Annotated in this window: 27 protein-coding genes; 10 read left to right on the forward strand and 17 right to left on the reverse strand. The window is 41.6% G+C overall.

Annotated features, from left to right (window positions below; genetic code table 11):
• Positions 1–4: 4 nt before the first annotated feature.
• Together ACO05V_RS13090 and ACO05V_RS13095 are read right to left on the reverse strand one after the other, a co-directional pair.
• On the reverse strand, positions 5–310 hold the full coding sequence (locus ACO05V_RS13090; protein ID WP_421852071.1) for a hypothetical protein: 306 nt from the start codon (positions 308–310) through the stop codon (positions 5–7).
• A 271-nt stretch (positions 311–581) separates the two neighbouring features.
• Positions 582–998, reverse strand: a complete 417-nt coding sequence (locus ACO05V_RS13095; protein ID WP_421852073.1) for a MaoC family dehydratase — start codon at positions 996–998, stop codon at positions 582–584.
• 67 nt (positions 999–1065) lie between these two features.
• Between ACO05V_RS13095 and ACO05V_RS13100 the strand changes: the two genes are divergently transcribed.
• The 7 genes from ACO05V_RS13100 (at position 1066) to yjjG (ending at position 7100) form a co-directional block, all read left to right on the forward strand.
• Entirely contained in the window at positions 1066–1710 is a 645-nt protein-coding gene (locus ACO05V_RS13100; RefSeq protein ID WP_421852076.1) for an HAD-IA family hydrolase, read from the forward strand.
• A 3-nt stretch (positions 1711–1713) separates the two neighbouring features.
• Positions 1714–2736 carry a signal peptide peptidase SppA gene (gene sppA / locus ACO05V_RS13105; protein WP_421852079.1) on the forward strand — a complete coding sequence of 341 codons (1023 nt, stop codon included), beginning with the start codon at positions 1714–1716 and terminating at the stop codon, positions 2734–2736.
• A 179-nt stretch (positions 2737–2915) separates the two neighbouring features.
• Positions 2916–3680 carry a hypothetical protein gene (locus tag ACO05V_RS13110; protein WP_421852082.1) on the forward strand — a complete coding sequence of 255 codons (765 nt, stop codon included), beginning with the start codon at positions 2916–2918 and terminating at the stop codon, positions 3678–3680.
• Positions 3681–3733: 53 nt separating this feature from the next.
• Positions 3734–4648 (forward strand): 50S ribosomal protein L3 N(5)-glutamine methyltransferase, encoded by a 915-nt coding sequence (prmB, locus tag ACO05V_RS13115; RefSeq protein ID WP_421852085.1) that lies wholly within the window; start codon positions 3734–3736, stop codon positions 4646–4648.
• A gap of 3 nt (positions 4649–4651) precedes the next feature.
• The gene (aroC, locus tag ACO05V_RS13120) at positions 4652–5749 is read left to right on the forward strand and encodes a chorismate synthase (RefSeq protein WP_421852088.1); all 1098 of its coding nucleotides are present in this window, start codon (positions 4652–4654) and stop codon (positions 5747–5749) included.
• Positions 5750–5831: 82 nt separating this feature from the next.
• Complete coding sequence (gene yjjX, locus ACO05V_RS13125) at positions 5832–6395, forward strand: inosine/xanthosine triphosphatase (protein WP_421852091.1); 564 nt, start codon at positions 5832–5834, stop codon at positions 6393–6395.
• Between the two features lie 24 nt (positions 6396–6419).
• Positions 6420–7100 carry a pyrimidine 5'-nucleotidase gene (gene yjjG / locus ACO05V_RS13130; RefSeq protein ID WP_421852094.1) on the forward strand — a complete coding sequence of 227 codons (681 nt, stop codon included), beginning with the start codon at positions 6420–6422 and terminating at the stop codon, positions 7098–7100.
• 220 nt (positions 7101–7320) lie between these two features.
• Here the strand turns inward: yjjG and ACO05V_RS13135 are convergent, their stop codons facing one another.
• The 11 genes from ACO05V_RS13135 to ACO05V_RS13185 form a co-directional block, all read right to left on the reverse strand.
• Positions 7321–8508, reverse strand: a complete 1188-nt coding sequence (locus ACO05V_RS13135) for an MFS transporter (RefSeq protein ID WP_421852097.1) — start codon at positions 8506–8508, stop codon at positions 7321–7323.
• A 130-nt stretch (positions 8509–8638) separates the two neighbouring features.
• Positions 8639–8770 carry a hypothetical protein gene (locus ACO05V_RS13140; RefSeq protein WP_421852100.1) on the reverse strand — a complete coding sequence of 44 codons (132 nt, stop codon included), beginning with the start codon at positions 8768–8770 and terminating at the stop codon, positions 8639–8641.
• Positions 8767–11367: a heavy metal translocating P-type ATPase gene (locus tag ACO05V_RS13145; protein ID WP_421852103.1), complete on the reverse strand. Its 2601-nt coding sequence runs from the start codon at positions 11365–11367 to the stop codon at positions 8767–8769. The genes ACO05V_RS13140 and ACO05V_RS13145 overlap by 4 nt, the downstream gene beginning before the upstream one ends.
• A 32-nt stretch (positions 11368–11399) precedes the next feature.
• Positions 11400–11810, reverse strand: a complete 411-nt coding sequence (locus tag ACO05V_RS13150) for a MerR family transcriptional regulator (protein ID WP_421852106.1) — start codon at positions 11808–11810, stop codon at positions 11400–11402.
• A 159-nt stretch (positions 11811–11969) separates the two neighbouring features.
• Complete coding sequence (locus tag ACO05V_RS13155; protein ID WP_421852109.1) at positions 11970–13259, reverse strand: NAD(P)/FAD-dependent oxidoreductase; 1290 nt, start codon at positions 13257–13259, stop codon at positions 11970–11972.
• A gap of 75 nt (positions 13260–13334) precedes the next feature.
• The gene (locus ACO05V_RS13160) at positions 13335–13784 is read right to left on the reverse strand and encodes a YaiI/YqxD family protein (protein WP_421852112.1); all 450 of its coding nucleotides are present in this window, start codon (positions 13782–13784) and stop codon (positions 13335–13337) included.
• A gap of 117 nt (positions 13785–13901) precedes the next feature.
• Positions 13902–15551 (reverse strand): 4Fe-4S dicluster domain-containing protein, encoded by a 1650-nt coding sequence (locus ACO05V_RS13165; RefSeq protein ID WP_421852115.1) that lies wholly within the window; start codon positions 15549–15551, stop codon positions 13902–13904.
• A gap of 66 nt (positions 15552–15617) precedes the next feature.
• Entirely contained in the window at positions 15618–17387 is a 1770-nt protein-coding gene (locus ACO05V_RS13170; RefSeq protein ID WP_421852118.1) for an acyl-CoA dehydrogenase, read from the reverse strand.
• Positions 17388–17527: 140 nt separating this feature from the next.
• A complete protein-coding gene (locus ACO05V_RS13175; RefSeq protein WP_421852121.1) occupies positions 17528–18589 on the reverse strand; it encodes an AraC family transcriptional regulator in 1062 nt (353 codons plus the stop codon).
• A 139-nt stretch (positions 18590–18728) separates the two neighbouring features.
• Positions 18729–19082, reverse strand: coding sequence for a hypothetical protein (locus ACO05V_RS13180; RefSeq protein ID WP_421852124.1), 354 nt, complete (start codon positions 19080–19082; stop codon positions 18729–18731).
• A 61-nt stretch (positions 19083–19143) separates the two neighbouring features.
• Complete coding sequence (locus ACO05V_RS13185) at positions 19144–19569, reverse strand: cytochrome b562 (protein ID WP_421852127.1); 426 nt, start codon at positions 19567–19569, stop codon at positions 19144–19146.
• A 173-nt stretch (positions 19570–19742) separates the two neighbouring features.
• Here ACO05V_RS13185 and ACO05V_RS13190 point away from each other — a divergent pair, with 173 nt between their 5' ends.
• Positions 19743–19982: a hypothetical protein gene (locus tag ACO05V_RS13190; RefSeq protein ID WP_421852130.1), complete on the forward strand. Its 240-nt coding sequence runs from the start codon at positions 19743–19745 to the stop codon at positions 19980–19982.
• 29 nt (positions 19983–20011) lie between these two features.
• Here ACO05V_RS13190 and ACO05V_RS13195 read toward each other — a convergent pair whose 3' ends face one another.
• The 4 genes from ACO05V_RS13195 to ACO05V_RS13210 form a co-directional block, all read right to left on the reverse strand.
• Entirely contained in the window at positions 20012–21223 is a 1212-nt protein-coding gene (locus ACO05V_RS13195) for an IS256 family transposase (RefSeq protein ID WP_338269659.1), read from the reverse strand.
• Between the two features lie 123 nt (positions 21224–21346).
• Positions 21347–21565, reverse strand: a complete 219-nt coding sequence (locus ACO05V_RS13200; RefSeq protein WP_421852133.1) for a hypothetical protein — start codon at positions 21563–21565, stop codon at positions 21347–21349.
• The gene (locus tag ACO05V_RS13205; RefSeq protein WP_421852136.1) at positions 21471–21668 is read right to left on the reverse strand and encodes a hypothetical protein; all 198 of its coding nucleotides are present in this window, start codon (positions 21666–21668) and stop codon (positions 21471–21473) included. Before ACO05V_RS13205 ends, ACO05V_RS13200 begins: the two co-directional genes overlap by 95 nt.
• Positions 21669–21728: 60 nt before the next feature.
• Positions 21729–22349 carry a LysE family translocator gene (locus ACO05V_RS13210; protein WP_421852139.1) on the reverse strand — a complete coding sequence of 207 codons (621 nt, stop codon included), beginning with the start codon at positions 22347–22349 and terminating at the stop codon, positions 21729–21731.
• A 125-nt stretch (positions 22350–22474) separates the two neighbouring features.
• Here ACO05V_RS13210 and ACO05V_RS13215 point away from each other — a divergent pair, with 125 nt between their 5' ends.
• On the forward strand, positions 22475–23314 hold the full coding sequence (locus ACO05V_RS13215; protein ID WP_421852142.1) for an AraC family ligand binding domain-containing protein: 840 nt from the start codon (positions 22475–22477) through the stop codon (positions 23312–23314).
• A gap of 279 nt (positions 23315–23593) precedes the next feature.
• Positions 23594–25492 (forward strand): HAMP domain-containing methyl-accepting chemotaxis protein, encoded by a 1899-nt coding sequence (locus ACO05V_RS13220; protein ID WP_421852145.1) that lies wholly within the window; start codon positions 23594–23596, stop codon positions 25490–25492.
• Positions 25493–25534: the final 42 nt, after the last annotated feature.

The raw sequence follows: 25534 nt of genomic DNA on the forward strand, positions 1-25534 counted from the left end.
TGAGTTATATCAATGAAACAGGCGGGGCTCTTGGGTTGATGTTACCACTGATTTTAGTAATAACGGGTAAGCGGTAATGTAGAAAAGGTGTAGGAGTTAAAGTAGAAACTTGGGTGCGAAACCGAATAAATATGACACAACCGCTGTCTGAACCATTGCCTTGATCTGGGACAACGACTTCGTCACATTTTTGCTCTACATTAGGTTCCAGCCAACGAAATTGATTTGCCTCTTGAGCATTGGCGCGCTGAGATATCGTCAATAAAGACGACACTATTACGGCAATGATCATTAGCAATTGAATTTTCATGGCAACACCTAGTCCTTGTTCTATCTAATAAATATAGGCTTGCTCCTGCTTAAATCCCAGTCTTTTTTACAAAATGCCGCATTTTTTCACGATCAAACACTTTGACTAACAATTGTGATGCAAATAAGGGAGCTCAATCCAAAGCACAGGTAATAGCTTATTTCATGACCTTTTTAATGAAGTGAGTGTCAGACACACATCGACAAAAAAAGAGCATTGCTGTTTAACAACAATGCTCTTTATAAATTCAGCTCTTTGTTTTGTAAGCAGTTTATGCTGGAAGCATAATCGTTGCTTCGCCTGTTACAACCACTTTTCCGTCACATTCACACACTGTTTTTAGCGTCGCTCGGCGACGGCGTTCGTTAATATCTGTAACCGTTACTGTGGTAACCACTTCTTGTCCAACAAAAACCGGAGAGCGGAATTTCAATGTTTGTTCTAAATAAATACAGCCAGGTCCTGGTAATTGAGTGCCAATGGCTGCAGAAATAAAGCCAGCGGTCAGCATGCCATGAGCAATTGGCTTACCAAAAGAAGTTGTTGCTGCGTAATCTGCATCTAAATGAACAGGGTTTGTATCGCCCGTAACGTCAGCAAAAGCCTGCACATCTGCTTGTGTTACCACCTTGCGATATTCGACACTTTGATCAATTGAAAGCTGCTCTAAAGTATAACCAGTCGTCATTACCAATCCTTATTTTGTCATTTTCGGTTATGGTACACTTTCGCCTGATTATTCTTAAGAGGTATCTATGGTTAAATTGGTGATTTTTGATTGGGACGGTACCTTGTTCGATTCCATTGACACTATATGTCACAGCATGTTGCAGGCTGGCCACTTGGCAAACGCACCAAAAAGAGTAAAAGACGATATAAAAAACATCATTGGTTTGTCCCTTGATAAAGCGGTTGATACGGTTTGGCCAGAGCTATCTTTAAATGAACAAAATGCAATCATCGAACACTACAAAACTATTTATGTAGCAGCTGATCAAACGCCACCATTAGCTTATCCCGGCGTTATTGATGTACTAAACAAACTACAAGTCACAGGCATGCAAATGGCAGTGGCGACAGGCAAAAGTCGCCGAGGGCTTGAAAGAGTATTGTCTCTAACTAATACAAGAGATTACTTTGTTGCATCCCGCTGTGCCGACGAAGCATTATCAAAACCACATCCACTAATGCTAGAGCAAATATTGACGGAGCTAAATATTTTACCTGAGCACGCCATTATGATTGGCGATACAGAATATGATCTAATCATGGCAACTAATGCAGGAATGAAAAGCATTGGAGTAACGTACGGTGCGCATCAAGAAGAGCGATTAAGAGCTTGCCAACCGCACGCGCTAATAAACGATTTTAATCAATTATCAAACATTTTAGGGTTATAGAAAATGAGCTGGACAGAAGACGAAGATCGCAAGCAGTCACTTAATGAAGAAACCTCAAGCGAGCATGTGAAGGCTGAGAAAAAAACTGAAATAGAGGTCACTGATCCAAATAAAGAGATTTGGTCATTACTAGAGAAAACACTCAGTGATAATCTTATTGAGAAGCGTCGTTCTAGACGTTGGAGAATATTTTTCCGTTTCACCACGCTAGCCATTTTCTTGGCAGTGATTGGTGGTTGGTTTGCAAAATCCAACTTTCAAGACGTCAGTATAGAAGGTGACGTCGTTGCCATGATTCCAATGCGTGGCGTTATCGGTGCCGATAACGAGATTGAATCTTCTGAGTTTGTTGGCTTGCTTGATGCCGCTTACCAAAACTCTCGTCTCAAAGGTGTGGTCATTGAAATGAACAGCCCAGGCGGAAGCCCAGTTCACTCTGGCATTATTTACGACGCTATTCGCTCCAAAGAGCAAAACTATCCAGACATTCCGGTTCTAGTGGTTGTTGAAGACATGGCCGCTTCAGGTGGCTACTACATAGCTTCCGCCGCAGATGAAATCTACGCTGATAAAGCCAGCTTAGTTGGTTCAATTGGTGTTATTTCTTCCGGTTTTGATGCTTCCAATTTGCTCGAAAAAATTGGTGTAGAACGACGCACTTTCACGGCAGGTCGTAACAAAGCATTTCTTGATCCATTTGCTCCAATGACCGAAGAAGCAAAAGTGAAATGGCAAGCAGTATTAGATGAAACTCACCAACAGTTTATCAATGCTGTAAAAGAAGGTCGTGGTGATAGACTCGTTATTACGGATGATGTCTTCTCAGGCATGGTGTTTACCGGTTCACAAGCCATCAAGATTGGCCTGATCGATGGATTGGCGAGCGTCAACGAAATATTAGATGCGCGTTTCCCTGATGCTGAGCCTGTAGTTTTTGAACCAAAGCAGGATTCATGGAAAGAGCTGGCCAAAGAGTTTGGTGTTGAAATGGCAACACGAGTTATCAACACTACCAGCATTCAATAAATATCTGCTCAAAACCTCTAAGCTCCTACGGGAGCTTTTTTATTGTCTAAAATATATCAATGAACAAAATAAAAGCGGCAAGCAGATTCGTCGTGATGTTTTATAGTTAAGATATATTTGATAATATAAATCCATTATTTATCTTATTTAGATCTTTAACGATTATTAGGATGTGAACGATGGCTCGCAAAGCAAACATAGCAAGAGAGGAAATTAACCAAGCCTGCTGGGAGTTAATCGAAAAAAACAGCTTTCCAAATATTCCTCGCTTAACTGAGTATTTTCTGCAAAAGGACGGTCGGCGCTGCTCAAACACTACCTTCCTAAATGCGATCACCGACTGGGAAGAAGCCTACAAAGAACAGCAACAACATGAGTTAAGCGAACTCAATGATGTATTGCTTCCTGTCTTTAAACGTTTCTCAAGAGAAGTAACTCAAAATCTCGGAAAATTGCTCGATGAGAAATCATCCGAAATTGAGCAACACCAAATACTCAAGCAAGAGGCGACACAAAGCGGCTATCTGTCTTTATCCTCGGCTTTGGTTGAATTGCAAAAAGCACACGATTTATTAACGGCAGAGCACAAGAAAGTAAGTGACGAAGCTGAGACGTGTAAACAGCAATTTGCCTTTAGTGAACAAAGATACCAAGAAGTGATCGCTCAAAACGCAGTACTGGCACGCCAGATTAAAGAAGAACAGAAAGAAAACGCCGAACTCAGAATTAACCTTGCCCAAAAAGAAGTGGACCTAGCCAAACAAGACAATCAACTTTCACAATTAGCACAAGAAAATCAAAAACTTGCCACCACTCTGCAAGAAATCCAAAACACCAAAGTAAAAGAAGAGGCTGACCAGTGGCAAATGGTGGCGAATAAATTCGACGAACTCACCAACTCAATGAAAACCATGCAACGCAAAGATAGAGGCTCGAAACAATAACCGTTATAATGCGTCACTCGCTATATCCGCGCATTCATAATTAAGAAGAGAAGATGAGCTACAAACAATCAGCCGTTCGAGATTTAACCACCATCAAAGACTTTATCCGTTGGACATTCAGCCGCTTTAAACAGGCAGACTTGTTTTACGGTCATGGCACAGACAACCCATGGGATGAAGCCGTTCATCTTGTTATGGGCGCGTTAAAACTTCCGCTCGACTTTGATCGTGATATGTTGGATTGCGCGCTGTCATACAATGAAAAGAAACACATTCTAAAACTAGTACAAACTCGCATTACCAAACGTGAGCCGCTTCCATACCTTTTAGGCGAAGCTTGGTTTATGGGATTGCCGTTTAAAGTCACCAAAGATACATTAATTCCGCGCTCTCCGATTATTTCTCTATTAGAAAGCGAATTTGCACCTTGGCTTAAAACCTATCCGTTGAATATTTTAGATATGTGTACCGGATCTGGCTGTCTAGGCATTGCTGCCGCATTAGTGTTTGAAGACGCAGAAGTCGATATTTCAGATATTAGTGGCGCGGCACTCTTAGTTGCCAATGAAAATATTCTGCGCCATCAAGTGGAAGACCGAGTTCATGCGATTCATTCGGATATGTTTAAAGGCTTAGTAGGCAAACAATATGACCTGATTATTTGTAATCCGCCTTATGTGGATGCCGAAGACTTTGAAAACGCTCCAGCAGAATTTCATAATGAACCTGAATTAGCCTTAACATCCGGTGAAGATGGCCTTAATTTCACCCACGAATTTTTAGCCCAAGTCGCGCATTATCTGCAAGATGACGGTATATTAATATACGAAGTAGGAAATACCGAAACAGCTTTACAAGCCGCTTACCCTAACATTCCTTTTATGTGGGTTGAATTAGAGCAGGGTGGTAATGGTGTTTTTATCCTAACTAAAGAACAACTTAGCGAACTATTACAAGAGCAGAAATAAACTATGTCTGGTAATACATTTGGAACTCTTTTTAAAGTCACCACGTTTGGTGAAAGTCATGGTCTTGCGCTTGGCGCCATTGTGGATGGTTGCCCACCAGGCATTGAAATTTGTGAAGCTGATTTACAGCGTGATTTAGATCTGCGTAAACCTGGTACATCGAAGCATACAACACAACGTCGTGAAGCTGACGAAGTCAAAATCATGTCGGGTGTTTTTGAAGGCAAAACCACGGGCACACCGATTGGTTTAATAATCGAAAACACCGATCAGCGCTCAAAAGATTACGGCAATATCGCGGAGACTTTCCGTCCTGCCCATGCTGATTATACTTATGACCAAAAATACGGCTTCCGCGATTATCGTGGTGGCGGTCGTTCATCCGCTCGTGAAACAGCAATGCGCGTGGCTGCTGGTGCTATTGCTAAGAAATACTTGAAGCAACAATTTGGCATCGAAATACAAGGTTTCTTGTCTCAACTTGGTCCAATCAAATTGGAAGTCAAAGATTTAAGTCGAGTCTACAAAAACAGTTTTTTTAGCCCTGATCCAGATGCAATCCCACAGCTTGAAGAATACATGACGGCATTGCGCCGTGAAGGCGATTCAGTGGGCGCGAAGATTACCGTTATTGCAAAGAACCTAATGCCGGGTTTAGGCGAGCCAGTATTTGACCGTCTAGATGCCGATATTGCCAAAGCGATTATGAGTATTAACGCAGTAAAAGGCGTAGAAATTGGTGATGGCTTTGATGTTGTTGAGCAAAAAGGCAGTGAGCATCGTGACGAAATGACGCCTGAAGGCTTTTTAAGCAATCACGCTGGCGGCGTGTTAGGTGGCATTTCATCTGGGCAGGACATTGTTGTTCATATGGCACTAAAACCTACATCCAGTATTACAATCCCAGGTAAAAGTATCGATCGTGCCGGCAATCCAATAGAAGTTATCACCAAAGGTCGTCATGATCCTTGTGTTGGTATTCGCGCTACGCCTATTGCTGAAGCTATGTTGGCCTTGACCATTATGGATCATTTGCTAAGGCACAGAGCGCAAAATGCCGATGTGGCCTGCCCAACACCAATCATTAAAGGGCAAGCGTAGGCTTACAATAGTCTAAATCTCAAGCCGCTATTAACAACATAGCGGCTTTTTTGTTTTTACTTTTTAACTATTGAGGCAAAAAATGACAATCAAACAAGGCTCTACTGTTATTCGAGTTTGTGTTGGCTCAACCAACCCCGTCAAAGTAAATGCCGCAAGACAGGCTTTTTCACAGGTATTTCCTAATCACACCATTCATTGTGAAGAAATGCATGCGCCGTCTGGTGTTGCCGATCAACCGATGACAGAAGCAGATACTCGCCTTGGTGCGCAAAACCGCGCCAAATATTGCTCAGAACATAACGACAGCAACGATATGGACTTTTTTGTTGCTATGGAAGGTGGTGTCGATGAATTCGAGGAGGGTGCAGCGACCTTTGCTTATGTTGCTGTTTTAAATAGTGATGGTGAACTAATGACTGGACGCTCGGCGAATTTACCTTTACCTAATAAGGTTTATCAGCGCTTACAAGCGAATGAAGAACTAGGGATAGTCATGGATGAGCTGTTTAATACCGATAACATCCGGCAAAAGGGCGGCGCTATCGGCTTATTTACAAACCATGCCGCTACCAGAGAAAGTGTCTATACCCAAGCACTGCTACTTGCACTAGCGCCCGTTCTTCATCCCGAACATTTTAAATAATCAAATTATATATAAGTAGAAACAATGAAATACCAATGGATGCTTTTTGATGCTGACGAAACACTTTTTCATTTTGACAATTTCGCAGGTCTAAAACACATGTTTGCCAAACATGGTGTCAGTTTTGAAAAAGCAGAATACGATGAGTACCAATTAGTCAATAAACAGCTTTGGGTGGAATATCAAAATAACCAAATTAGCGCTGAACAACTACAAACACGCCGTTTCAAATTATGGAGCGATAGACTGGCCATCAGCGCCAAAGAGCTTAATAAACAGTTTTTAGACTCCATGGCTGAAATTTGTAAAACATTACCTGGCGCTACAGAGCTCGTAACGCATTTGCATGAAAACAAAATAAACATGGGCATCATTACCAATGGATTTGCGCAGCTACAGCATATCCGTTTAGAGCGAACTGGATTTCTGCCATATTTCTCGCCGGTTGTTATTTCCGAGCTTGTTGGTGTTGCCAAACCTCATCCAAAAATCTTCGAACATGCTTTAGAACAAATGGGTTCGCCAAATAAAAATCACGTGCTGATGGTCGGTGACACACTGGAGTCTGACGTTCTTGGCGGCATTAATTTTGGCATAGATACTTGCTGGCTCAATCAACACAACAAAACATATCCGCAAGAGATTACGCCAACGTATCAAATTCAATCACTGACAGAGTTGTTGGCTTGGTTGAAATCTCAATAAGATAAACAATCAAAGTTTGTGACAATTAGAGTACTCGATATAGACTTGCTATTTCCGATAAATGTTATTATCGGAAATAGCGTATATTATGAAATAAGCCGTTCATTACGGCTTATTTCATTGTCAAATATGTATGATCTAACAAGGTATCTTTTCTAAGTCTTCGTCACGTTGATCATTCAACTCTGTACTGCGCGTTATTTCTACAATGATTTTTGAATTAAGCGGCCTTTTCTTCTTGCTCGTTGATTTCTTGCGTGTTGATGGCTTTGCGACGATTCAACCAAACCATAACAAGTGCAAGGAAAGACAACACTGCTGCCGCGGTTGGAATCCAATCAAAGCTGAAACCAATACTAATGACCAATCCACCCAGAGCCGCCCCTAAAGCATTTCCTAAGTTAAATGCACCAATATTTATAGAAGATGCTAAGCCTGGTGCTTGATCTGCGATTTTCATTACCTGCATTTGTAATGGCGGTCCGCTGCCAAAGATAACAACGCCCCATAACAAAGTTGTTAAGCCAGCCCCAATTAGCGACGTTGCGGTAAAACGAAACATCAACAAAACAAGCACCTGTAATCCTAAAAAAACAAACAAGGCAAGATCTGGCGATTTATCGGTCACTTTGCCACTGATGTAATTTCCTAGCGTAAAACCAATGCCGACAAGCATTAGCATGGTTGCAATGGCATTATCCGAAGCTTGTGCCAATGTCTGCATGATCGGTGCAATATAGGTATAAAGCGTAAACATTGAACCTGCACACATCACCGTAGTCGCAAAAGCTCGCAGCGCAGCAGGCTGCATGATGGCTTTAAGCTCTGTTTTCACATTAGGCTTTTCAGCTCGTGGCATAACGGGCAAGCTGCGGCTAATACCGAAGAAAGCGACAACACCTAATATTGCAGTCACTGCAAATGAAAGGCGCCAATCAAAATTTTGCCCTAACCAAGTAGTAATCGGAACACCAACAATATTGGCAATGGTTAAACCCAAAAAGATCGACGCTACCGCAGAACCCTTTTTATGAAAAGGCGCTAGATTCATGGCAACAACGGCACCAATGCCGAAAAAAGCACCATGTGACAGACTGGTGATAATTCGTGATAGCAAGAAGGTCTCGTAGTTCACAGAAATAGCAGAAAGTATGTTACCAACGACGAAAACCACCATTAACGCTAGCAAAGAGGTTTTATGGCTATAGCGCGTTAAATATAAGGTGATTAATGGCGCACCTATCATGACACCGACAGCATAAGCACTAATCAATAAACCCGCTGCTGGAATGGATGCATTCACGCCATCTGCAATAACCGGTAACAAGCCCATAGGCATGAACTCAGTTGTCCCTATTCCGAAAGTCCCAAGGGCAATGGCAAAAATACCCCATTGATAAGCCTGCATAAAAGCTCCGATATTTGATTCAAGATTAATGAACAGAATTGACTATTTAAGATTGAAAAGAAAATAAGCCAAGAGCGTGCACCCTTGGCTTATTGATCAACACAAATATTTTACAACACTTGCTGAACTATTACTTATCGAAAGATGTCTTTAGCTTATTATCGCTGTGCTTTTTAGTCTGTTTCTGGTGACTTGGCCACCAAAACCAATAGACAACAAACATGATTAAAAACACACCTAGCGCATTAATGAGTATGCTCATTTACCCTCCTCGGTACTTTCTAGATTAGAGCGAGAAATACGAAACAATCTAAGTCGATTAGCATTAGTGACAACCGTTACAGATGAGAGGGCCATTGCCGCGCCAGCAATAACTGGACTCAACAGCCATCCAGTAAACGGAAATAAAATCCCCGCAGCGATAGGAATACTTAAACTGTTATAGACGAATGCACCCCACAGATTTTGCTTGATATTCCTTAACGTAGCGGTGCTTATCTGAATAACATCTGCGACGCCGTTTAAGTCATTATGTATCAAGGTGATATCAGCGCTTTCCATAGCAACGTCGGTTCCGGCTCCCATTGCAAAACCCACATCCGCCTGAGCTAATGCTGGCGCATCATTAATACCATCACCAATCATTCCAACTACTTCACCTTGAGCCTGAAGCTTCTTAACCCAATTCAGTTTATCGTTTGGCATTAGTTGCGCATGATAATCTTCAATACCAACCATGTTTGCAACTGAAGCAGCCGTTTCTGGATTGTCGCCAGTCAGCATGACAACTTTGAGGCCTTGTTGTTTGAAGTTCGAAATAGCCGATTTAACGCCTTGTTTAATAGGATCTTCAATATAGAAAACAGCCATTAACGCAGCTTCATCTGAGAGATAGACACGAGTTGCAGCATTGTGTTGCTTATCATAAGTATTTAAATCCAGAGAAATGCCCTTTTCTTTCATCAAGCGCTCATTACCAAGGTAATAGGCTTTTCCTTCAATGCTGCCTTTCACACCTAAACCAACCAGTGACTTAAACTCATCCAGAGCAACACTTTCTTTTTCTGCTGCATCCGTCTGACAATGCTCCAATAAAGCATCCGCCAAAGGATGATTGGCTCGTGCTTCTAGAGCTGAAACGACTTGTGCCACAAAGCCTTTATGAGCTTGCTCACTTAATGTTTCATTAACGACCTTCGGTTTACCTTCTGTAATAGTGCCCGTCTTATCCAACACAACAACGGTCAATTCACTCGCTCTTTGTAAAGCGTCACCATTTCGAATAAGGCCGCCATATTCCGCCGCTTTACCAATCCCTATCATGGTAGATATTGGCGTAGCCAACCCTAAGGCACATGGACAAGCAATAATCAGTACCGAAATTGTGGTTACCAGCATGTAGGAAAAGACAGAGTCATTACCCATACCAAATACAGAAAGGTTAAACCAAGCAAGTGCCGTTAAAATAGCAATAATAATCACGCTAGGCACAAAGATAGAAGACACTTTGTCGGCTAACACGCTAATCGGTGGTTTCGAATTCTGCGCCTTACCAACCATGGTGATAATCTGCGCGAGTAATGTATCCGAACCAATGCGAGTCGCTTTGAAAAGCAAGCTACCTTGTCCGTTTACCGTTCCGGCAGATAACAAACTGCCTGCGCTTTTTTCTATTGGTGCAGCCTCGCCTGTCAACATAGATTCATTAACTGTTGAAAGACCTTCTAACACTTCTCCATCAACAGGAATCTTATCACCTGACCGAACCCGCAAAATGTCATTCACCCTGATATCTGCCACACTAACGCGAGATTCCATGTCGCCATCCACTCGCGTTGCCATTTTAGGTCGTAAATCCAAAAGCCGATGCAGGGCTTGGCTAGTTTTACGACGCGCTCTAAGCTCTAATGCTTGTCCAAGATTAATTAAGCCAATAATCATCACGGCCGCTTCAAAGTAAAGATGGCGGGCGCTATCTGGCAACCAACTGATTGGAACCAGAACTACTAACATGGAATATAACCAAGCGCTTGCTGTGCCTAAGGCGATTAATAAATCCATATTAGCCTGATGACTGGTAAAGGCTTTCCAAGCGCCACGAAAATAATGTTTACCTGCACTCACCATAATTAATAATGTGGCAACGCCAACGGCAAACCAGACGAATCTATCACTGAGCGAGCTCACTATCATATTTCCGCCAAGTAGACCATACAGCATTAAGGGAATCCCTAACCCCAAACCCAGCGCTGACGACTTACATTTATGATGATATTCGGCTAGCTCTCTTTCGCCTCTTTCTTCTTCGCTTTTTTCTGCATCAAGAATGAGACTTGCTTGATAACCTGAATCCTCTACTGCTTTGATTAATGCGTCCGAAGAACCTTTGCTGACGACTTGTGCAGTATGATTGGCGAAATTAACATCTGCAGAGATGACATCCTCAGAATTCGACAGTGCCTTTTGTACCGTATTAACGCAACCTGCACAGGTCATTCCACCAATAGAAAATTGGTAGCTGAAAGAACTATCTACTTTGTCTGTACTGATCTGCTCTTTGCTTACTGTATTTGCTTGGTCGGCTTCTTGCCTGGTATCTGGATGAGCGGGCTCACTATTATCAAATAAACCTAATGATTGGTATCCGGCTTTCTGGACACTAGCTTCAATAGCAGCTAAGTCCAAATCCGATGTAACCACTAATTTATGCTCTTTCGGTATACCTTCGATAATAGCTTCTGGACTTTTTTCTTGGATAAGTTTGCGAACTTTGGATACACAACCTTGGCAAGACATACCAGTGATGTTTAACGTTAGCCTTATCTTTTGATCTGCTGATTTTGATTCTGGATACGTCAATTCTACCCTCCTCTTATATCGCTATTGATACCCTATTTAGTCTCTTCCCAATCTTCGATCAAACAACAGATTGAATGGCCATCAGGAGCTCCATTTGGCATGCTCTCCCAAGCGGCTAATGCATTTTCCATCTTGATTAAATGCGCCTGTAGTTGAGCTATCTTCAATCTGGTTTCCGGGACTTTCTTTTGCAATAAGTCTCGAACCATAGGGCAAGGCGAATCACCACTGTCTGATTGATGAAAAATCTCTTCAATTTGTTTTAAGCTAAAACCTAAGTCGCTGGCTTGGCGAATGAAATTCAATCGCTGCAATGCGACATGGTCGTATAATTGATAACCATTGTTAGGATCACGTTCTGCGCGGATCAGCCCAAGCCTAGTGTAGTGTCGAACAGTCTCAGCCGTTACATTGGCTTTTTTGGCAAGTTCACTCACTCGCATAGAAACTCCTTTGAATTATCTAAACCGTAACCATAGTGTAAAACCTGTGTGTTGCACATAGGTCAAGCTTTACTGCAAGAAGGACTGAATAAGAATTTGAAGCAAAAAAAACCGAGCTTGTCACCGCTCGGTTTCTAAGTTGCTTGTGCTGACTAGAAATTAATGCAGCTTCAACTTTGGCTTGACGACCTTACCAATTTTTTGTGCGGCCATAATGACAGTCGCTTTAAACCAGCCATGTATCGCGATGAGATGAAGTCTGTATAGGGAAACATAAACGAAACGAGCAATACGCCCTTCTATGAACATTGAACCACCCATAAGATTCCCCATAAGGTTGCCCACTGTACTGTAACGGCTCAAATTCACTAAGGAGCCATAATCTTTATAAGTGTATTCTTTTAACGGCTCACTCAAGAAAGACGCTTTGATGTTATCAAACACTAACGAAGCCATTTGGTGGGCGGATTGTGCTCTCGGCGGAACAAAGGAACCATCTGCTTGTTTACAAGCACAACAATCACCAATTACGTAAATATTTTCAAAATTCGTCGTTTGCAAAGTGCCTTTAACTAATATTTGGTTATTGCGTGTGGTTTCAAAACCTTCAATTTTCGCCACAAAATCTGGTGCTTTTACACCTGCAGCCCAAATCATTAGATCGGCCTCAATATTTTTCTCATCCGCTGTTTGAAAACCACCATCATAAGCACGAACAACCCTTGTACTTTGACTGACGGTAACACCTAAACGGATCAGCTCTTTCGTGGCTAAGGAAGCAATTCGATCTGGTAAAGCGGCCAAAATACGCGGGCCTGCTTCGATAAGCTGAATGTTAACTCGCTTACCAGACATTTCTGGCATGCCATAAGCCTTCAACATATCAGCAACATGAAACAGCTCAGCAGACAATTCAACGCCCGTTGCGCCACCACCCACAATAGCTAGCTTCAACTTGGCATCCGTTCCTTCTTGATGAACTCGTAAGAACTGATTCAACAGAGCCTGCTGGAAACGCTCTGCTTGTTTATGAGAATCTAGAAAGTAACAATGTTCTAATACGCCAGGAGTCCCAAAATCGTTGCTTACACTACCCACCGCCATAACCAGAATGTCATAAGAAATAGTACGTTCCGGTAAAACGATATGACCCATATCATCAGAAAGGGAGTCAAGCGTCAGCGTACGCGCTTCAGGATCAACACCCATCAAGGTGCCTAATTGAAACTGATAATGGTGTTTGGCGGCATGGGCTCGGTAGTTAACGCCATCATTATTGATATCCAGAGACCCAGTGGCCACTTCGTGCAACAGAGGTTTCCAAATATGAGTCTGACTTCTATCGATCAGCACAATCTCTGCTTGGCGCTTTTTACCAAAGCTATGTCCTAACTTAGTAACCAACTCCAAACCACCGGCGCCACCGCCAACAACCACGATTTTTTTCATACAAAATCACCTATAAACATTGAATAATCTGGAAAATATTCATCAAACACTTTCCAGATTCCTCGACAAAAGCCTTTATTTGATCCTTTGGGCTAATAACTTATCTAGCGTATTAGCAAAAGCCATTCTATCTTGTTGACTGAATACTGCAGGACCGCCTGTTTGGATACCAGAGGAGCGCATCTGCTCCATGAAGTCTCGCATACCTAGACGCTGTTTAATATTTTCTTTTGTATAGAGTTCGCCACGTGGGTTAATGGCCAAAGCGCCTTTTTCAATCACATCAGAAGCCAAAGGAATATCAGCAGTGACCACCAAGTCTTCAGTATCGATATGATCAACAATGTAATTATCCGCGACATCAAAACCAGAACTTACCACACGGCGTTCAATCCATTTTGATGGTGGAATAGAGATAGCTTGGTTAGCCACTAAAATACAGGGGATTTCGAGACGTTCGGCAGCGCGAAAAAGAATGGTTTTAATAACATTTGGACAGGCGTCAGCATCGACCCACAAGCGCATAGGATTCCCCTTTTTTGTAGGGCACCATTATTGATCAGTCGAAAATTGAAATCCAGTAGTGAATAAGAACAAACGGAGCACATATAAGTGATCCGTTTGCTCCAACACTTTGTGGTGCTACATATTTGGGTAGTTTGGCCCACCAGAACCTTCTGGCGTTACCCATGTGATATTTTGTGCAGGGTCTTTGATGTCACAGGTTTTACAATGAATGCAGTTTTGTGAATTTATCTGGAAAATGGATTCATTATTGGACTCAACTACTTCATAAACACCAGCCGGACAATACCGTTGAGCGGGCTCATTGTATTTTGGTAGATTACTTTTTATTGGAATCGCCGCATCTTTTAATTTCAGATGACACGGCTGATTCTCTTCATGGTTAGTATTCGACAAAAATACGGAAGACAGTTTGTCAAAGCTCAATAAACCGTCTGGTTTTTTATATTCTGGCGCTACGTGTTTTTCAGCCAACTCCATGCAAGCATAGTCTGGTGTCATATCATTAAAAGTGAATGGCAAGCCACCTAAGAAAACATTCTGATCTAACCAGTTATAAGCGCCACCCCAGAAAGTACCCAGTTTATGCATTACTGGCACAAAGTTACGTGCTTGCTGTAATTCCTTTCCTAACCAAGAATCACGCATAGCATCATTAAATTGAACCAAGTCTGCTGTAGGAGCCTCAGATTGCAACGCATCATAAATACTTTCTGCCGCTAACATCCCGCTCTTCATTGCTGTGTGAGTGCCTTTGATTTTGGCGGGGTTTAACGTACCGGCATCACAGCCAATCACTAACCCACCAGGGAAACTCATTTTAGGCAACGACGCCCAGCCACCTTTGGCAATGGCTCTAGCGCCATAAGAAACCCGTTTTGCGCCCTTTAAATGTTCAGAGATAACAGGATGATGCTTATACTTTTGGAATTCCTCATAAGGGCTTAAGTATGGATTTTTATAGTTCAAATCGACAATTAGACCAACCACCACCTGATTGTTTTCTAAATGATATAAAAAGCCGCCACCGCCCGCTTCGTTACCTAACGGCCAACCAGCTGTATGAATGACTGTACCCGGTTTACTTTGAGACTCAGGAACATCCCATAACTCTTTTATACCTAGGCCGTAATGTTGAGGCGCTTTGTCTTTATCCAACTCAAAACGAGCAAGAAGTTCTTTACCTAAATGGCCGCGACAACCTTCAGAAAAAATGGTGTATTTAGCCTTGAGTAACATGCCCGGCATAAAACCATCTTTTTCAGAGCCATCAGCCGCTAGCCCCATATCACCGGTAATCACACCTTCCACATTGCCTTTATCATCATAAGCAATGTTGGCAGCAGAAAAGCCTGGGAAAACTTCTACGCCTAACGATTCTGCTTGATCTGCAAGCCAGCGACAAAGGTTGCCAAGGCTAATGATGTAGTTACCATCGTTGTGGAGGGTTTTTGGAACCATCCAATTGCTAAACTTTTTAGACGTTGTTTCCGAACCTAACCAATACAGTTCGTCGACATTTACTTTGGTGTTAAGAGGCGCGCCCATTTCTTGCCATTCTGGGAAAAGCTCAGTTAAAGCAGATGGTTCGACAACGGCACCAGATAGTATGTGGGCACCAATTTCAGAGCCTTTTTCAACCAAACAAACGCTGATTTCTTTTTCTTCAGCCTGCGCTTTTTGCATAATACGGCAAGAAGCAGATAACCCAGCAGGTCCACCACCGACGATTAAAACATCAAATTCCATTACTTCTCTATCTGACATATTATGTCTCCCTATACGGATACATTTTTATTATTTAGGGCATTCTTTATAGTCATAAAATACTTTTTATCGATTGAAAGCATTTTCGTTTATTTTGTCAACAGTTGTTGATCCAAACATTATTGAATGAACATGACCCAAAGCGCGTGGCAAAACATGATCACAATAAAATGCGACAGAATGCTCCCAAGAATTTTTCTGCGATTCATCCAATTTTTCATCATCCTGTGCGGCGTGTAATGCTCTTACTTGCAACCACGCGCCAATCAAATATCCCATTAGCATCATATAAGAATACGCTAAGCCTGTACCTAAGACAGGATTCTTTTCCATCGCGGCCAAACAGGTTGCTGTTGCTTGTTTAGCCTGCTCAAGTATAGATTTTACTTTATCAGCTTGGATACAAACGTTAGCTTGCTGCCAAGAATGAAGCTCAGTTTCTATATCTGCCAACAGCAAGGTCATTGACTGGCCTTTATCGGCATACAATTTACGGCCTATTAAATCAATTGCTTGTATACCGTTCGTGCCTTCATAAATCGGTAGAATTCGGGCATCGCGAGCATGTTGAGCAACGCCTGTTTCTTCAATAAAGCCCATGCCTCCATGTACCTGAATCGCCAAGGATGTGATTTCTTGAGCTTGCTCAGTGATCCAACCCTTTACAATTGGTGTATACAGAGCGGTTCGAGCGATGGCATGTTTTTGATCTTCTCCTGATGCAAAATGAGACATATCATTTTCAACCGCCGCCACATAAATAAGCGAGCGCATGGCATCGATTTGTGACTTCATTGTCATCAGCATACGAAGCACATCAGGATGCTTAATAATCGCAGCACGACCTGTTCGCTCGGCATTCATTCCTTGTTTACGCTCTTGTGCATAGGCTAATGCTTGCTGGTACGCTCGTTCTGAAATCGCCAGACCTTGTAAACCAACACCTTGTCTCGCATTGTTCATCATGGTGAACATGGCTTTAATGCCTTCATTTTCTTGACCCACAAGGTAACCAACAGCGCCTTCTTTATCACCAAAGCTCATCACACATGTTGGTGAAGCATGAATCCCCATTTTGTGTTCAACAGAAACCACCTGAACATCATTACGATGAGCGGGCTCACCTTGATCATCTAAAAGGAATTTTGGAACGATAAACAATGAAATACCTTTCACACCATCAGGCGCATTTGGTAGACGAGCTAATACCAAATGAATGATGTTGTCACTCATTTGGTGATCACCCCACGTGATAAATATTTTTTGTCCTTTGATACGAAATACATCGCCATCAGGTATGGCTTTACAGGCAATGGCAGCGAGATCAGAACCTGCTGCAGGCTCGGTAAGGTTCATTGTGCCGGCCCATTCGCCAGCCAACATTTTAGGAAGGTATAAATTCTTTAACTCAGGGCTAGCATGTAAGCTAATCGCCTCGATTGCTCCTAGACTCAACAAAGGGCACAAAGAGAAAGCTAGGTTAGCCGCTTGAACACCTTCGTTGACAGCTGTAGCGACATAAGAAGGAAGACCTTGGCCGCCGTATTCGGGATCGCCAGATAAACCGATCCAGCCTCCTTCTGAATAAGCCTTAAAGGCCTCTTTAAAGCCTTTTGCTTCGATTACCTCACCATTTTCTACCCGAGAGCCTTCTTTGTCTCCACTGGCATTGATGGGCGCGATCACTTGCTCAGCTAATTTACCCGCTTCCCCAAGAATCGCTTCTAATAGATCATTATCTACCGCGTCTTCTAAATAAGGTGTAAGGCGCTCAGTTTTAGCAACTGAACGTAAGCTGAATAGAATGTCATTGATTGGATACAGGTATTCGCTCATTTTTTATTCTCCGGTTAGTTATCCGAGCGGATTTATACCTATAGAATGGAAAAATAAAGCAAATCTCTCAATAACAATTCAGGCCTATATTTCTGACAAATACATTCACAGCATTAAATAAAAAGCGCTAAAGGTATAATTTATAGGCGTTTCATTGCTTTACCAAACTTTAAGTATTCCTCACTTTTTCGATATTCACCGGGTGTCATCCCAGTCCATTTCTTAAATGAACGGAAAAAAGCACTCGGTTCATCAAATCCCATTAAGGCTGCGATATCGTTGATGCTTAACTGAGGGGCGTTCATATAGGTAATTGCCGCTTCTTTACGGCAGTCATCTTTGATGTTTTGGTAGGAGGTTTTTTCATCATTTAGGCGTCGGCGTAGCGTCGATACACTCATATTAAGAGCACTCGCCACTTCATCTGCACTCGGCATTTCTCGTGAGAAATCCTTCCCTAGCATGGCCATGACTTGTGATTTTAAGCTGTTGTCGTTTTCTACCATTACCAATAATTGATAAGGCGCGGTTTTTAAAAAACCTCTCAAGCTGTCTTCTGTTTGAACAATTGGCATATCAAGGTAACTGGCAGGAAATACTAAAGCGTTAGCGTGTTGGTTAAACCGCACTTCAGATTGGAACAGTGTCTTGTAATATTCAACATCGTCTGGTCGCTCACTGGTGAAGTAAGCTGCCTTCAAATTTAATCGACGACCAATTAACCAACAAATAAAATGATGCCACATAGAAAGGGTTGTTCTTAGCTGTTCTTTTGACTCCGGTACAACCAGTTCGCTGATATTTTCTACTGAAGAATCCAAAGGTGCAAAGGTCACCATGGCGAATCGACCTTTTTTAATCAACACAGGTTTAACCCTTGGACCTCGGCAAATCTCATAAAAATCACTGCAACGGTACAATGCATGTGCAAGACTTCGTGCGTGTATGATACACAGACACATCATTCTGAAAGTACCATTTGGCACTTTGCCACCGCTCAGCATCCCAAAAGACTCATCTTGCATGAGCCACATTATTTTCTGATAAAGCATGCCGTAACGATAAGCAGGAAATGAGTCGCTCTGCTCTATTTCATCTTGTGTTAGTTCTAAGCTGTCTAACACTGATTGACGGTCTAACCCTTGACCTTCAACCGCTTTTAAAAGATAGCGAACACTCGACATCGGAACAGAAGCTTTCACACTTATCACCTTATTTAACAAATGATTTAAGTCAAAATTTTTATTGTATGGCGTTTTTTTAACATAAAAAAAGGCCGCATCTGCAGCCTTTTTTATTTTACATTTATTTGCTTATTTTTTTGCTTTTACTTTTACGTGCTTACTTTTGCTCAGTAAAGGCAGACAACAATTCGTCTAATGACAGATCTTCACTATCCGTATCGATGTTGTTAGCATTTACCAATGCTTCCGCTTGCTCTGCTTTTTCATCAACAGGTTTTACGAAAACAAAACGACGAGGACGTACAGGTGCAGCACCCGCTTCTTGTTCTGGAAGCAATCCTAGTCGTTCAAGTTTTTTGTGCGCTTGTTCTTTGCGTTCCTTGGATTTCTTTGTCACAAAACGACGAGTTGGTGAAGATTTACGAGCTTTATTTTGCTCTTTCATCATCTCTTTTGAACCAGTTTTTCCAAGTTTGCCACGCATACTGCGCGATTTTTTAACACGAGCCATAATATCCTCTCTTTATCGCGCGCATTGTAGCAGTGAATTCACGCTAGGTCATCCAGCAGTATTAGCAATCCTTAAAAGAACTATGACCTAAATTTCTTTGTTCACCTATTGCGCCAAGCAATTCTTTGACTTTAGAAGAATCGCCAGACTGCAAAGCACCTTCTAGATCTTTAAGCACGACAATCATTCCATCAACAACTTTTTGGTATTCAGCCGTTTGGGACTTTAACTCTGCACCTTTTAGATCATCGTGGATAAACTTATGAGTCGTTTCGTTGCGCGATTTTTCAAAATAGCCAATAAGAGAATCTACATGCTTTGCTGCAGATTGATTGTCTCCAGATTTCACATCGGAAGACATGGCGCGCATTTCATCTTTGATATTTTGCATATATCCGTGTAGCTCTGTGTCGCATGAACCATGTGCAAACACGGCAGAAGAACAAGTTATAGAAATAATTGCTGCAGATAGAAGACCTTTTTTCATAAAAACATACCTTCATAGATTAAGAATATGATTAAAATACCATGCTTTTTGAAAAAAACACCTAGTAAATGTAATCAACTCGCTTAAAGCCATTATTATCATACGTGACACTGCTGCGATCTGACGGTATCGTATAAGCATTTATTCTTACAGGCGAATGCCCTAAAAAAACAATGATGGGACTCAATATCTTTAAATTAAATCAGGTGATTTGCCTGCTTATGGGCTTGAGTATTTCTAGCCTAATATTTGCAGAATGTGGGGATTTTGATGCCAAGATGGCTGCAGATAAAAGCGCACAAAATCTGACAGGAGGAAAAACTTTTAAAAGAGCGTTGATACTAAAAAGGCATTTACCAAGTAAGCGTAAAGAAGTTGCTAGCTATATTTACGTTAAAGAAAGCAATCTTTGACCCTGTAACAGATTCTGTGTAACTACCATTTAGTTAAGGTGCTTTTCGAGTCGCTCCTCGAACTCAATAATAAATCGACTCATCGCTTGGCGCCAGTTTTGAATGGGCATTGTCCATTTTTTACTGGCCTCTCTAATGGCAAGATAAACCATTTTCCTCGCAGAATCGTCGCTTGGGAAGACTTTACGTTTTTTAATGGCTCTACGGATGACACTGTTCAGTGATTCAATAGCGTTCGTTGTGTAGATCGCTTTGCGGATATCGTCAGGGTAACTAAACAGTGTATTAAGATTATGCCAGTGATTGCGCCACGATTTGGTGATTTGCGGGTATTGATCGTCCCAGACGCCTGCGAAACGATCTAACTCCAACAAGGCTTCTTCTTCCGTTGCAGAGCGGTAAACTTGCTTTAAGTCCGCCGTCACCGCTTTGTAGTCTTTCCATGATACATACTTCAATGAGTTGCGTACCATATGCACGATACACAGTTGAATGCTGGTTTGTGGGAAAACGGCATTGATGGCTTCTGGGAAGCCTTTTAGACCATCAACACAAGCGATGAGAATATCTTCTACACCACGCTGCTGAAGCTCAGTGAGGACGTTTAGCCAGAACTTAGCCCCTTCGTTCTCAGCAATCCACATGCCCATGAGTTCTTTATGACCGTCGGTGTTGATACCGAGTGCCAAGAAAATCGATTTATTGATAACACGCTTATCTTGGCGGATTTTCAACACAATACAATCAAGATACACAATGGGATAGATGGCATCCAAGGGGCGTGCTTGCCATTCAGTTACTTGCTCGATCACCGCGTTGGTAACACGTGATACCAGTGTCGGAGATATCTCAGCACCGTACCATTCATCGAAGGCATTGACGATGTCTCGGGTGCTCATACCTTGCGCGTAGAGCCATAGGATTTTATCGTCCATGGAAGTAAAGCGGGATTGGTGCTTTTTGACCAGCTTTGGTTCAAAAGAACCTTCGCGGTCACGAGGCGTATCCAGTTCAAACTCACCATCTTCCGTCTTAATACGCTTACTGTTCTTACCATTACGACTGTTGGTTGACGAGGATTTTTGATGTCTCTCGTAACCCAGATGCTCATCCATCTCTGCATTCAAGGCCGCCTCAACGGTAATCTTCTTCAGCATTTGGCTAAATTCGTTAAGATCCTCAGGCGTTTTAATGCCTTTGGCGGCTTCTTTTGCGAAGGCTTCCAGTTCTTTTTGGTTCATTTGCATCTACCTATCCTTAATTCTCTATAGAATATGTTGTGATAGGTAGTTACACAAAATTAGTTACAGTCTCACGAAAAGGGTAACCATCTGGTTGCCCTTTTCTTTATCTATTATCTGTACTCAAACCAGATAAATTTCTACTCGCTCTTTACCTTTACCGACGTTCTTTCTTTTTAACCTAATGCTTCCAAGCTCTCTCGTGCTTTTAACATGCGTTCCACCACAAGGAACTTGCGCGAAGTTATCAATACAGAATAGACTTACCGATTTTTTCCGCCTTAACGACATCATAACCACCGATGCTACCGATATCACTTTCTTGACCGCCAGACTCAGCATAAAAAATGGTTTTAGCTAGCTGAATCTGATTGCCATCAATATGAGTAATAATTGTCGTCAATTCAGTCTGATAGGGATCGATCCAAAATTGCTTTACCGTCACAATATTACTCCTTGCTTAATTGATACAATCAACTATTTTACGCATCATAATAAATACACGTTAAGACAACAACAAAACGGCGATTGAAAAACAGACAAACATCGTACCTGTAATGGCATCCGCCCACTTCATATGTCGTACAAAGAAATCAGACACATAGCCACATAACTTGCTGTAGGTTAAATGTACAAGAAAAGTACAAAGCAATAAAATCAGCGTCAGAGTTGCAGTCTGTGAAACCACACTACTCTCCTGATGAATAAAAGCAGGAAGCAGAGCCGTGAAAAACACCAAGGTTTTTGGATTAAAAATAGACAAAACAACACCGGTTACGAATGTCATTTTTTTCTCTGGCCTTTGCGACTTCACCTCTTCTTGTTTACTGTTAAATAAAGGCCACAAAATACGAACTCCCAAATAGCCGATATACAAACCGCCAACGTACTTGATGACAGCAAAAGCTAAGGTCGAATGTAAAACTAACGCACTTAGGCCCGTTACAGTTGCCACCGCTACAACCCCCATGCCAAATACAATACCTAACATTAAAGGCAATGTTCGCCTGACCCCAAAGAACAAAGCAGAATTCAATACAGCAAGAGTTCCTGGTCCCGGCGTACCGGCCGCAATTAAACAAGTTACTATGTAATACAAAAAAGTATCGTTTCCAACATCAAACATAAACACTCCTTAAAACAGGCATCTATTATCGTCTTGGAAAAATTTGCTTATAGGATAAAATTGCGCTTTTATGATCAACGCATCAACATTAGCAATACACAGTTACGCAATTTATAGGGAATTCAATGGCAAGATCACAAGGCTCGCACTATTTTAACTTGGATTGTTACAACGGAATAGAATGCGTTCATGCTGACTTTAAAGATCAGCATTTTGCAAAACATATACACGAAGGTTACGCCATTGGCGTCATTGAACATGGCGCACAGAGCTTTTTTAGTGAAGGAGAAAACCACACTTCCGGGACTGGCAGTTTAGTGATTGTTAATGCGGATTCGGTTCATACTGGCCATTCTGCTTCAGAGAATGGCTGGGGTTATCGAGCCATGTATCCCACGCCAGAATTGTTCGATGAGCTTTTAAGTGATTTAACGCAGAAATCGAAAAGTGCACCCTATTTTCATCATCCCATTATTCACGATCAAAAACTGATCAAGCAATTTCATCAAATTTTTTTACTCTCCACCAACATGCCATCAAAGCTGATGATGGAAACATTGGTTTATAATTTTTTCGTACAATTGACTCTCAATTCGACGCTAAACAGTCCAGTCAATCAACACAAGAAAGCAACACAGGCATTAAACTATATAAAAGACTATATTCATGCCTACGCCAACCAAGAAATCAGCCTAGAAAAACTCTCTCAAATCAGCCGTATCAGCAAATACCACCTAATTCGACAATTTCAATCTTCATTTGGTATCACGCCACATCAGTATCAAATTCAGGCCAGAATATTAAGAGCCAAAACTTTACTTAAGTCCGGGCAAGACCCCGTTCAAGTAGCATTAGAAAGCGGGTTCTGTGATCAAAGCCATATGAATAGATGCTTTAAAAAATCCTTAGGCACGACCACCTATCAGTACCAAAAAAGAATTAACGAGCATTTTTTCACACGCTAAATAGAAACCATCAATATCCATACTCATACTCATACTCATACTCATACTCATGCTCATGCTCATGCTCATGCTCATGCTCATGCTCATGCTCATAAGTATCAGATCCTTCGGCAACAAACTTGCACATTCTCTTCTCATTTTTACACTGCGTTTAAATGTTGTTTTCCTTATCATACATCCGCGTAACCGTTTTCATACAAAATAAGAATAAAGTAAGATCAAAAAGATATCCCCCCCACGATATAAATCTATAGCAGGTAGACTCAAGGAAGCATCTTAATGAAAAAATTTTTAGAAAATAGGCAAATAGGAACCAAGCTAGGTCTTGGTTTTGGCACGGTGTTGATACTTCTTCTTATTGTCGGTGCAGCGGGCACATCAGGCGTCTATTCACTTTTAGACCGTGCAAAAAAAGTTAAATTAGCAAACAATCTGGATGACACTGTCGTAGATATTCAAATCGCCAGAAAAGACTTATTTGACTCAGGAACAGACGAGCATAAAGCTACAATACTGAATCTACTTAAACAACTAGACTCAATTTTACAAGATGGGCAAAGCTTGTATACAGGTAAAGATGCTATTGCTCTTGTAAAAAATACAAAAGAGGACCTTGATAGCTATAAAAAAACACTAATAGAACTCACTGAGACACAAAAAAAATGGACGGCCATTGATGTAAAAGCAGATGGTTTTCGAAACAATATCTTCGAACAATACGATATCATCATTGCGAAGCTTCGGCAGAATAGTGATAGAGAAACCTTATCCCAAGCACTCGATGTTTCTAGAAAAATGTATGCATTCATCTTTACTATTAATGAATACATCAATAGCAAACAAAATATTCCATTGGATTTAGTGCTCAAAGATTTTCAAAACATCATTGATTCCACCAAAGCGTTACAACTTCCTAGTGATCTTCAAACCAACCAGCAGAAAGTTTTGTCTTTATTAGACCAATACGCTGAACTTGGTAAAAGCAACCCTGTTATCAATTCTGCACTCACCGAAAAAAGGCAAGAGTTAATGATGTTGTCATCTAATATGAATGACAACATTGATGCACTCACCGTTCAACAAGAAAAGAAAAGCGTAGAAGACAGCCAACAAGTCATTACGGTTTTGCTCTCAGTCACTGCTATTGCTATTTTCCTTGGTATTTTCTTTGCCATGCTAATCAGGAACGTTATCGTCAAGCCTACGCATGAAGTGATGAACGCGGTTAAAAAGATTGCTGAAGGTGACTTAACACAAACATTAAAAACTGATCGTAAAGATGAACTCGGCTTACTGTACAACACAATCGGAGAAATGAGCGTTACACTGAACAAACTTATTTCCGAAGTCGTTTCTGGTGTTCTAAATCTAAGTTCAACCAGCGAACAACTAGAAGCCATTTCAAAGCAAGGTCAAAAGATGATGCTGTCCCAAAAAGATGAGACAGATCAAGTGGCCACAGCTATTAATGAAATGTTATCAACAGTCGCAGAGGTTGCTCGCAATACAGAGATAGCATCTGAAGCCACAACAGAAACCGAAAAAATGGTATCACAAGGTAATCAGATCGTTACAAATACCGTTTCATCCACAGAGTCTTTAGCAAAAAATCTAGGCATTACGAGCGAAGCCATGGCTCACCTTAAAGAACGTACTGACAATGTCGGTAATGTCCTTGAAGTTATCAAATCCGTTGCTGAACAAACCAATCTCCTCGCCCTAAACGCCGCGATCGAAGCGGCACGAGCTGGCGAAGCCGGCCGTGGATTTGCTGTTGTCGCCGATGAAGTACGTGGTCTTGCAAGCAGAACACAAAGTTCGGCAAAGGAAATTGAAGACTTAATCATCGAACTACAAAGTGGCGCTCAAGAGTCCTTAGACAATATGCTGAAAAGCCGTGATTCATCTAACGACAACGCCACAAAAGCCAAAGAGGTTTTGGACCTGTTTTCTAAAATCAGTGAGAAAATGAGCAGCATCCAAGATATGGGAATACAGATTGCAACCGCGTCGGAAGAGCAGTCTCAAGTTTCTGAAGAAATTAATAAAAATGTCGAAAACGTTCGTCAACTAGCCGACAAAACAGCGGATGACTCGATGGAATCTGTAAAAGCAGTCAGTAACTTAAGAACATTAAGCCATCAACTCAAATCATTGACAGATCGCTTTAAAATTTAGCCATCACATCACTTAGCACCAGAAATCAAATAAAAAAGAGCC

The sequence above is a fragment of the Marinomonas sp. genome (genome assembly GCF_965225885.1).
GTDB lineage: Bacteria > Pseudomonadota > Gammaproteobacteria > Pseudomonadales > Marinomonadaceae > Marinomonas.

What these genes read in the sequence shown, in the direction of transcription:
- ACO05V_RS13090 (WP_421852071.1), bottom strand. Translation starts at nt 310, where the DNA reads ATGAAAATTCAATTGCTAATGATCATTGCCGTAATAGTGTCGTCTTTA.
- ACO05V_RS13095 (WP_421852073.1), bottom strand. Translation starts at nt 998, where the DNA reads ATGACGACTGGTTATACTTTAGAGCAGCTTTCAATTGATCAAAGTGTC.
- ACO05V_RS13100 (WP_421852076.1), top strand. Translation starts at nt 1,066, where the DNA reads ATGGTTAAATTGGTGATTTTTGATTGGGACGGTACCTTGTTCGATTCC.
- sppA (WP_421852079.1), top strand. Translation starts at nt 1,714, where the DNA reads ATGAGCTGGACAGAAGACGAAGATCGCAAGCAGTCACTTAATGAAGAA.
- ACO05V_RS13110 (WP_421852082.1), top strand. Translation starts at nt 2,916, where the DNA reads ATGGCTCGCAAAGCAAACATAGCAAGAGAGGAAATTAACCAAGCCTGC.
- prmB (WP_421852085.1), top strand. Translation starts at nt 3,734, where the DNA reads ATGAGCTACAAACAATCAGCCGTTCGAGATTTAACCACCATCAAAGAC.
- aroC (WP_421852088.1), top strand. Translation starts at nt 4,652, where the DNA reads ATGTCTGGTAATACATTTGGAACTCTTTTTAAAGTCACCACGTTTGGT.
- yjjX (WP_421852091.1), top strand. Translation starts at nt 5,832, where the DNA reads ATGACAATCAAACAAGGCTCTACTGTTATTCGAGTTTGTGTTGGCTCA.
- yjjG (WP_421852094.1), top strand. Translation starts at nt 6,420, where the DNA reads ATGAAATACCAATGGATGCTTTTTGATGCTGACGAAACACTTTTTCAT.
- ACO05V_RS13135 (WP_421852097.1), bottom strand. Translation starts at nt 8,508, where the DNA reads ATGCAGGCTTATCAATGGGGTATTTTTGCCATTGCCCTTGGGACTTTC.
- ACO05V_RS13140 (WP_421852100.1), bottom strand. Translation starts at nt 8,770, where the DNA reads ATGAGCATACTCATTAATGCGCTAGGTGTGTTTTTAATCATGTTTGTT.
- ACO05V_RS13150 (WP_421852106.1), bottom strand. Translation starts at nt 11,810, where the DNA reads ATGCGAGTGAGTGAACTTGCCAAAAAAGCCAATGTAACGGCTGAGACT.
- ACO05V_RS13155 (WP_421852109.1), bottom strand. Translation starts at nt 13,259, where the DNA reads ATGAAAAAAATCGTGGTTGTTGGCGGTGGCGCCGGTGGTTTGGAGTTG.
- ACO05V_RS13160 (WP_421852112.1), bottom strand. Translation starts at nt 13,784, where the DNA reads ATGCGCTTGTGGGTCGATGCTGACGCCTGTCCAAATGTTATTAAAACC.
- ACO05V_RS13165 (WP_421852115.1), bottom strand. Translation starts at nt 15,551, where the DNA reads ATGTCAGATAGAGAAGTAATGGAATTTGATGTTTTAATCGTCGGTGGT.
- ACO05V_RS13170 (WP_421852118.1), bottom strand. Translation starts at nt 17,387, where the DNA reads ATGAGCGAATACCTGTATCCAATCAATGACATTCTATTCAGCTTACGT.
- ACO05V_RS13180 (WP_421852124.1), bottom strand. Translation starts at nt 19,082, where the DNA reads ATGGCTCGTGTTAAAAAATCGCGCAGTATGCGTGGCAAACTTGGAAAA.
- ACO05V_RS13185 (WP_421852127.1), bottom strand. Translation starts at nt 19,569, where the DNA reads ATGAAAAAAGGTCTTCTATCTGCAGCAATTATTTCTATAACTTGTTCT.
- ACO05V_RS13190 (WP_421852130.1), top strand. Translation starts at nt 19,743, where the DNA reads ATGATGGGACTCAATATCTTTAAATTAAATCAGGTGATTTGCCTGCTT.
- ACO05V_RS13195 (WP_338269659.1), bottom strand. Translation starts at nt 21,223, where the DNA reads ATGAACCAAAAAGAACTGGAAGCCTTCGCAAAAGAAGCCGCCAAAGGC.
- ACO05V_RS13200 (WP_421852133.1), bottom strand. Translation starts at nt 21,565, where the DNA reads ATGCTGAGTCTGGCGGTCAAGAAAGTGATATCGGTAGCATCGGTGGTT.
- ACO05V_RS13210 (WP_421852139.1), bottom strand. Translation starts at nt 22,349, where the DNA reads ATGTTTGATGTTGGAAACGATACTTTTTTGTATTACATAGTAACTTGT.
- ACO05V_RS13215 (WP_421852142.1), top strand. Translation starts at nt 22,475, where the DNA reads ATGGCAAGATCACAAGGCTCGCACTATTTTAACTTGGATTGTTACAAC.
- ACO05V_RS13220 (WP_421852145.1), top strand. Translation starts at nt 23,594, where the DNA reads ATGAAAAAATTTTTAGAAAATAGGCAAATAGGAACCAAGCTAGGTCTT.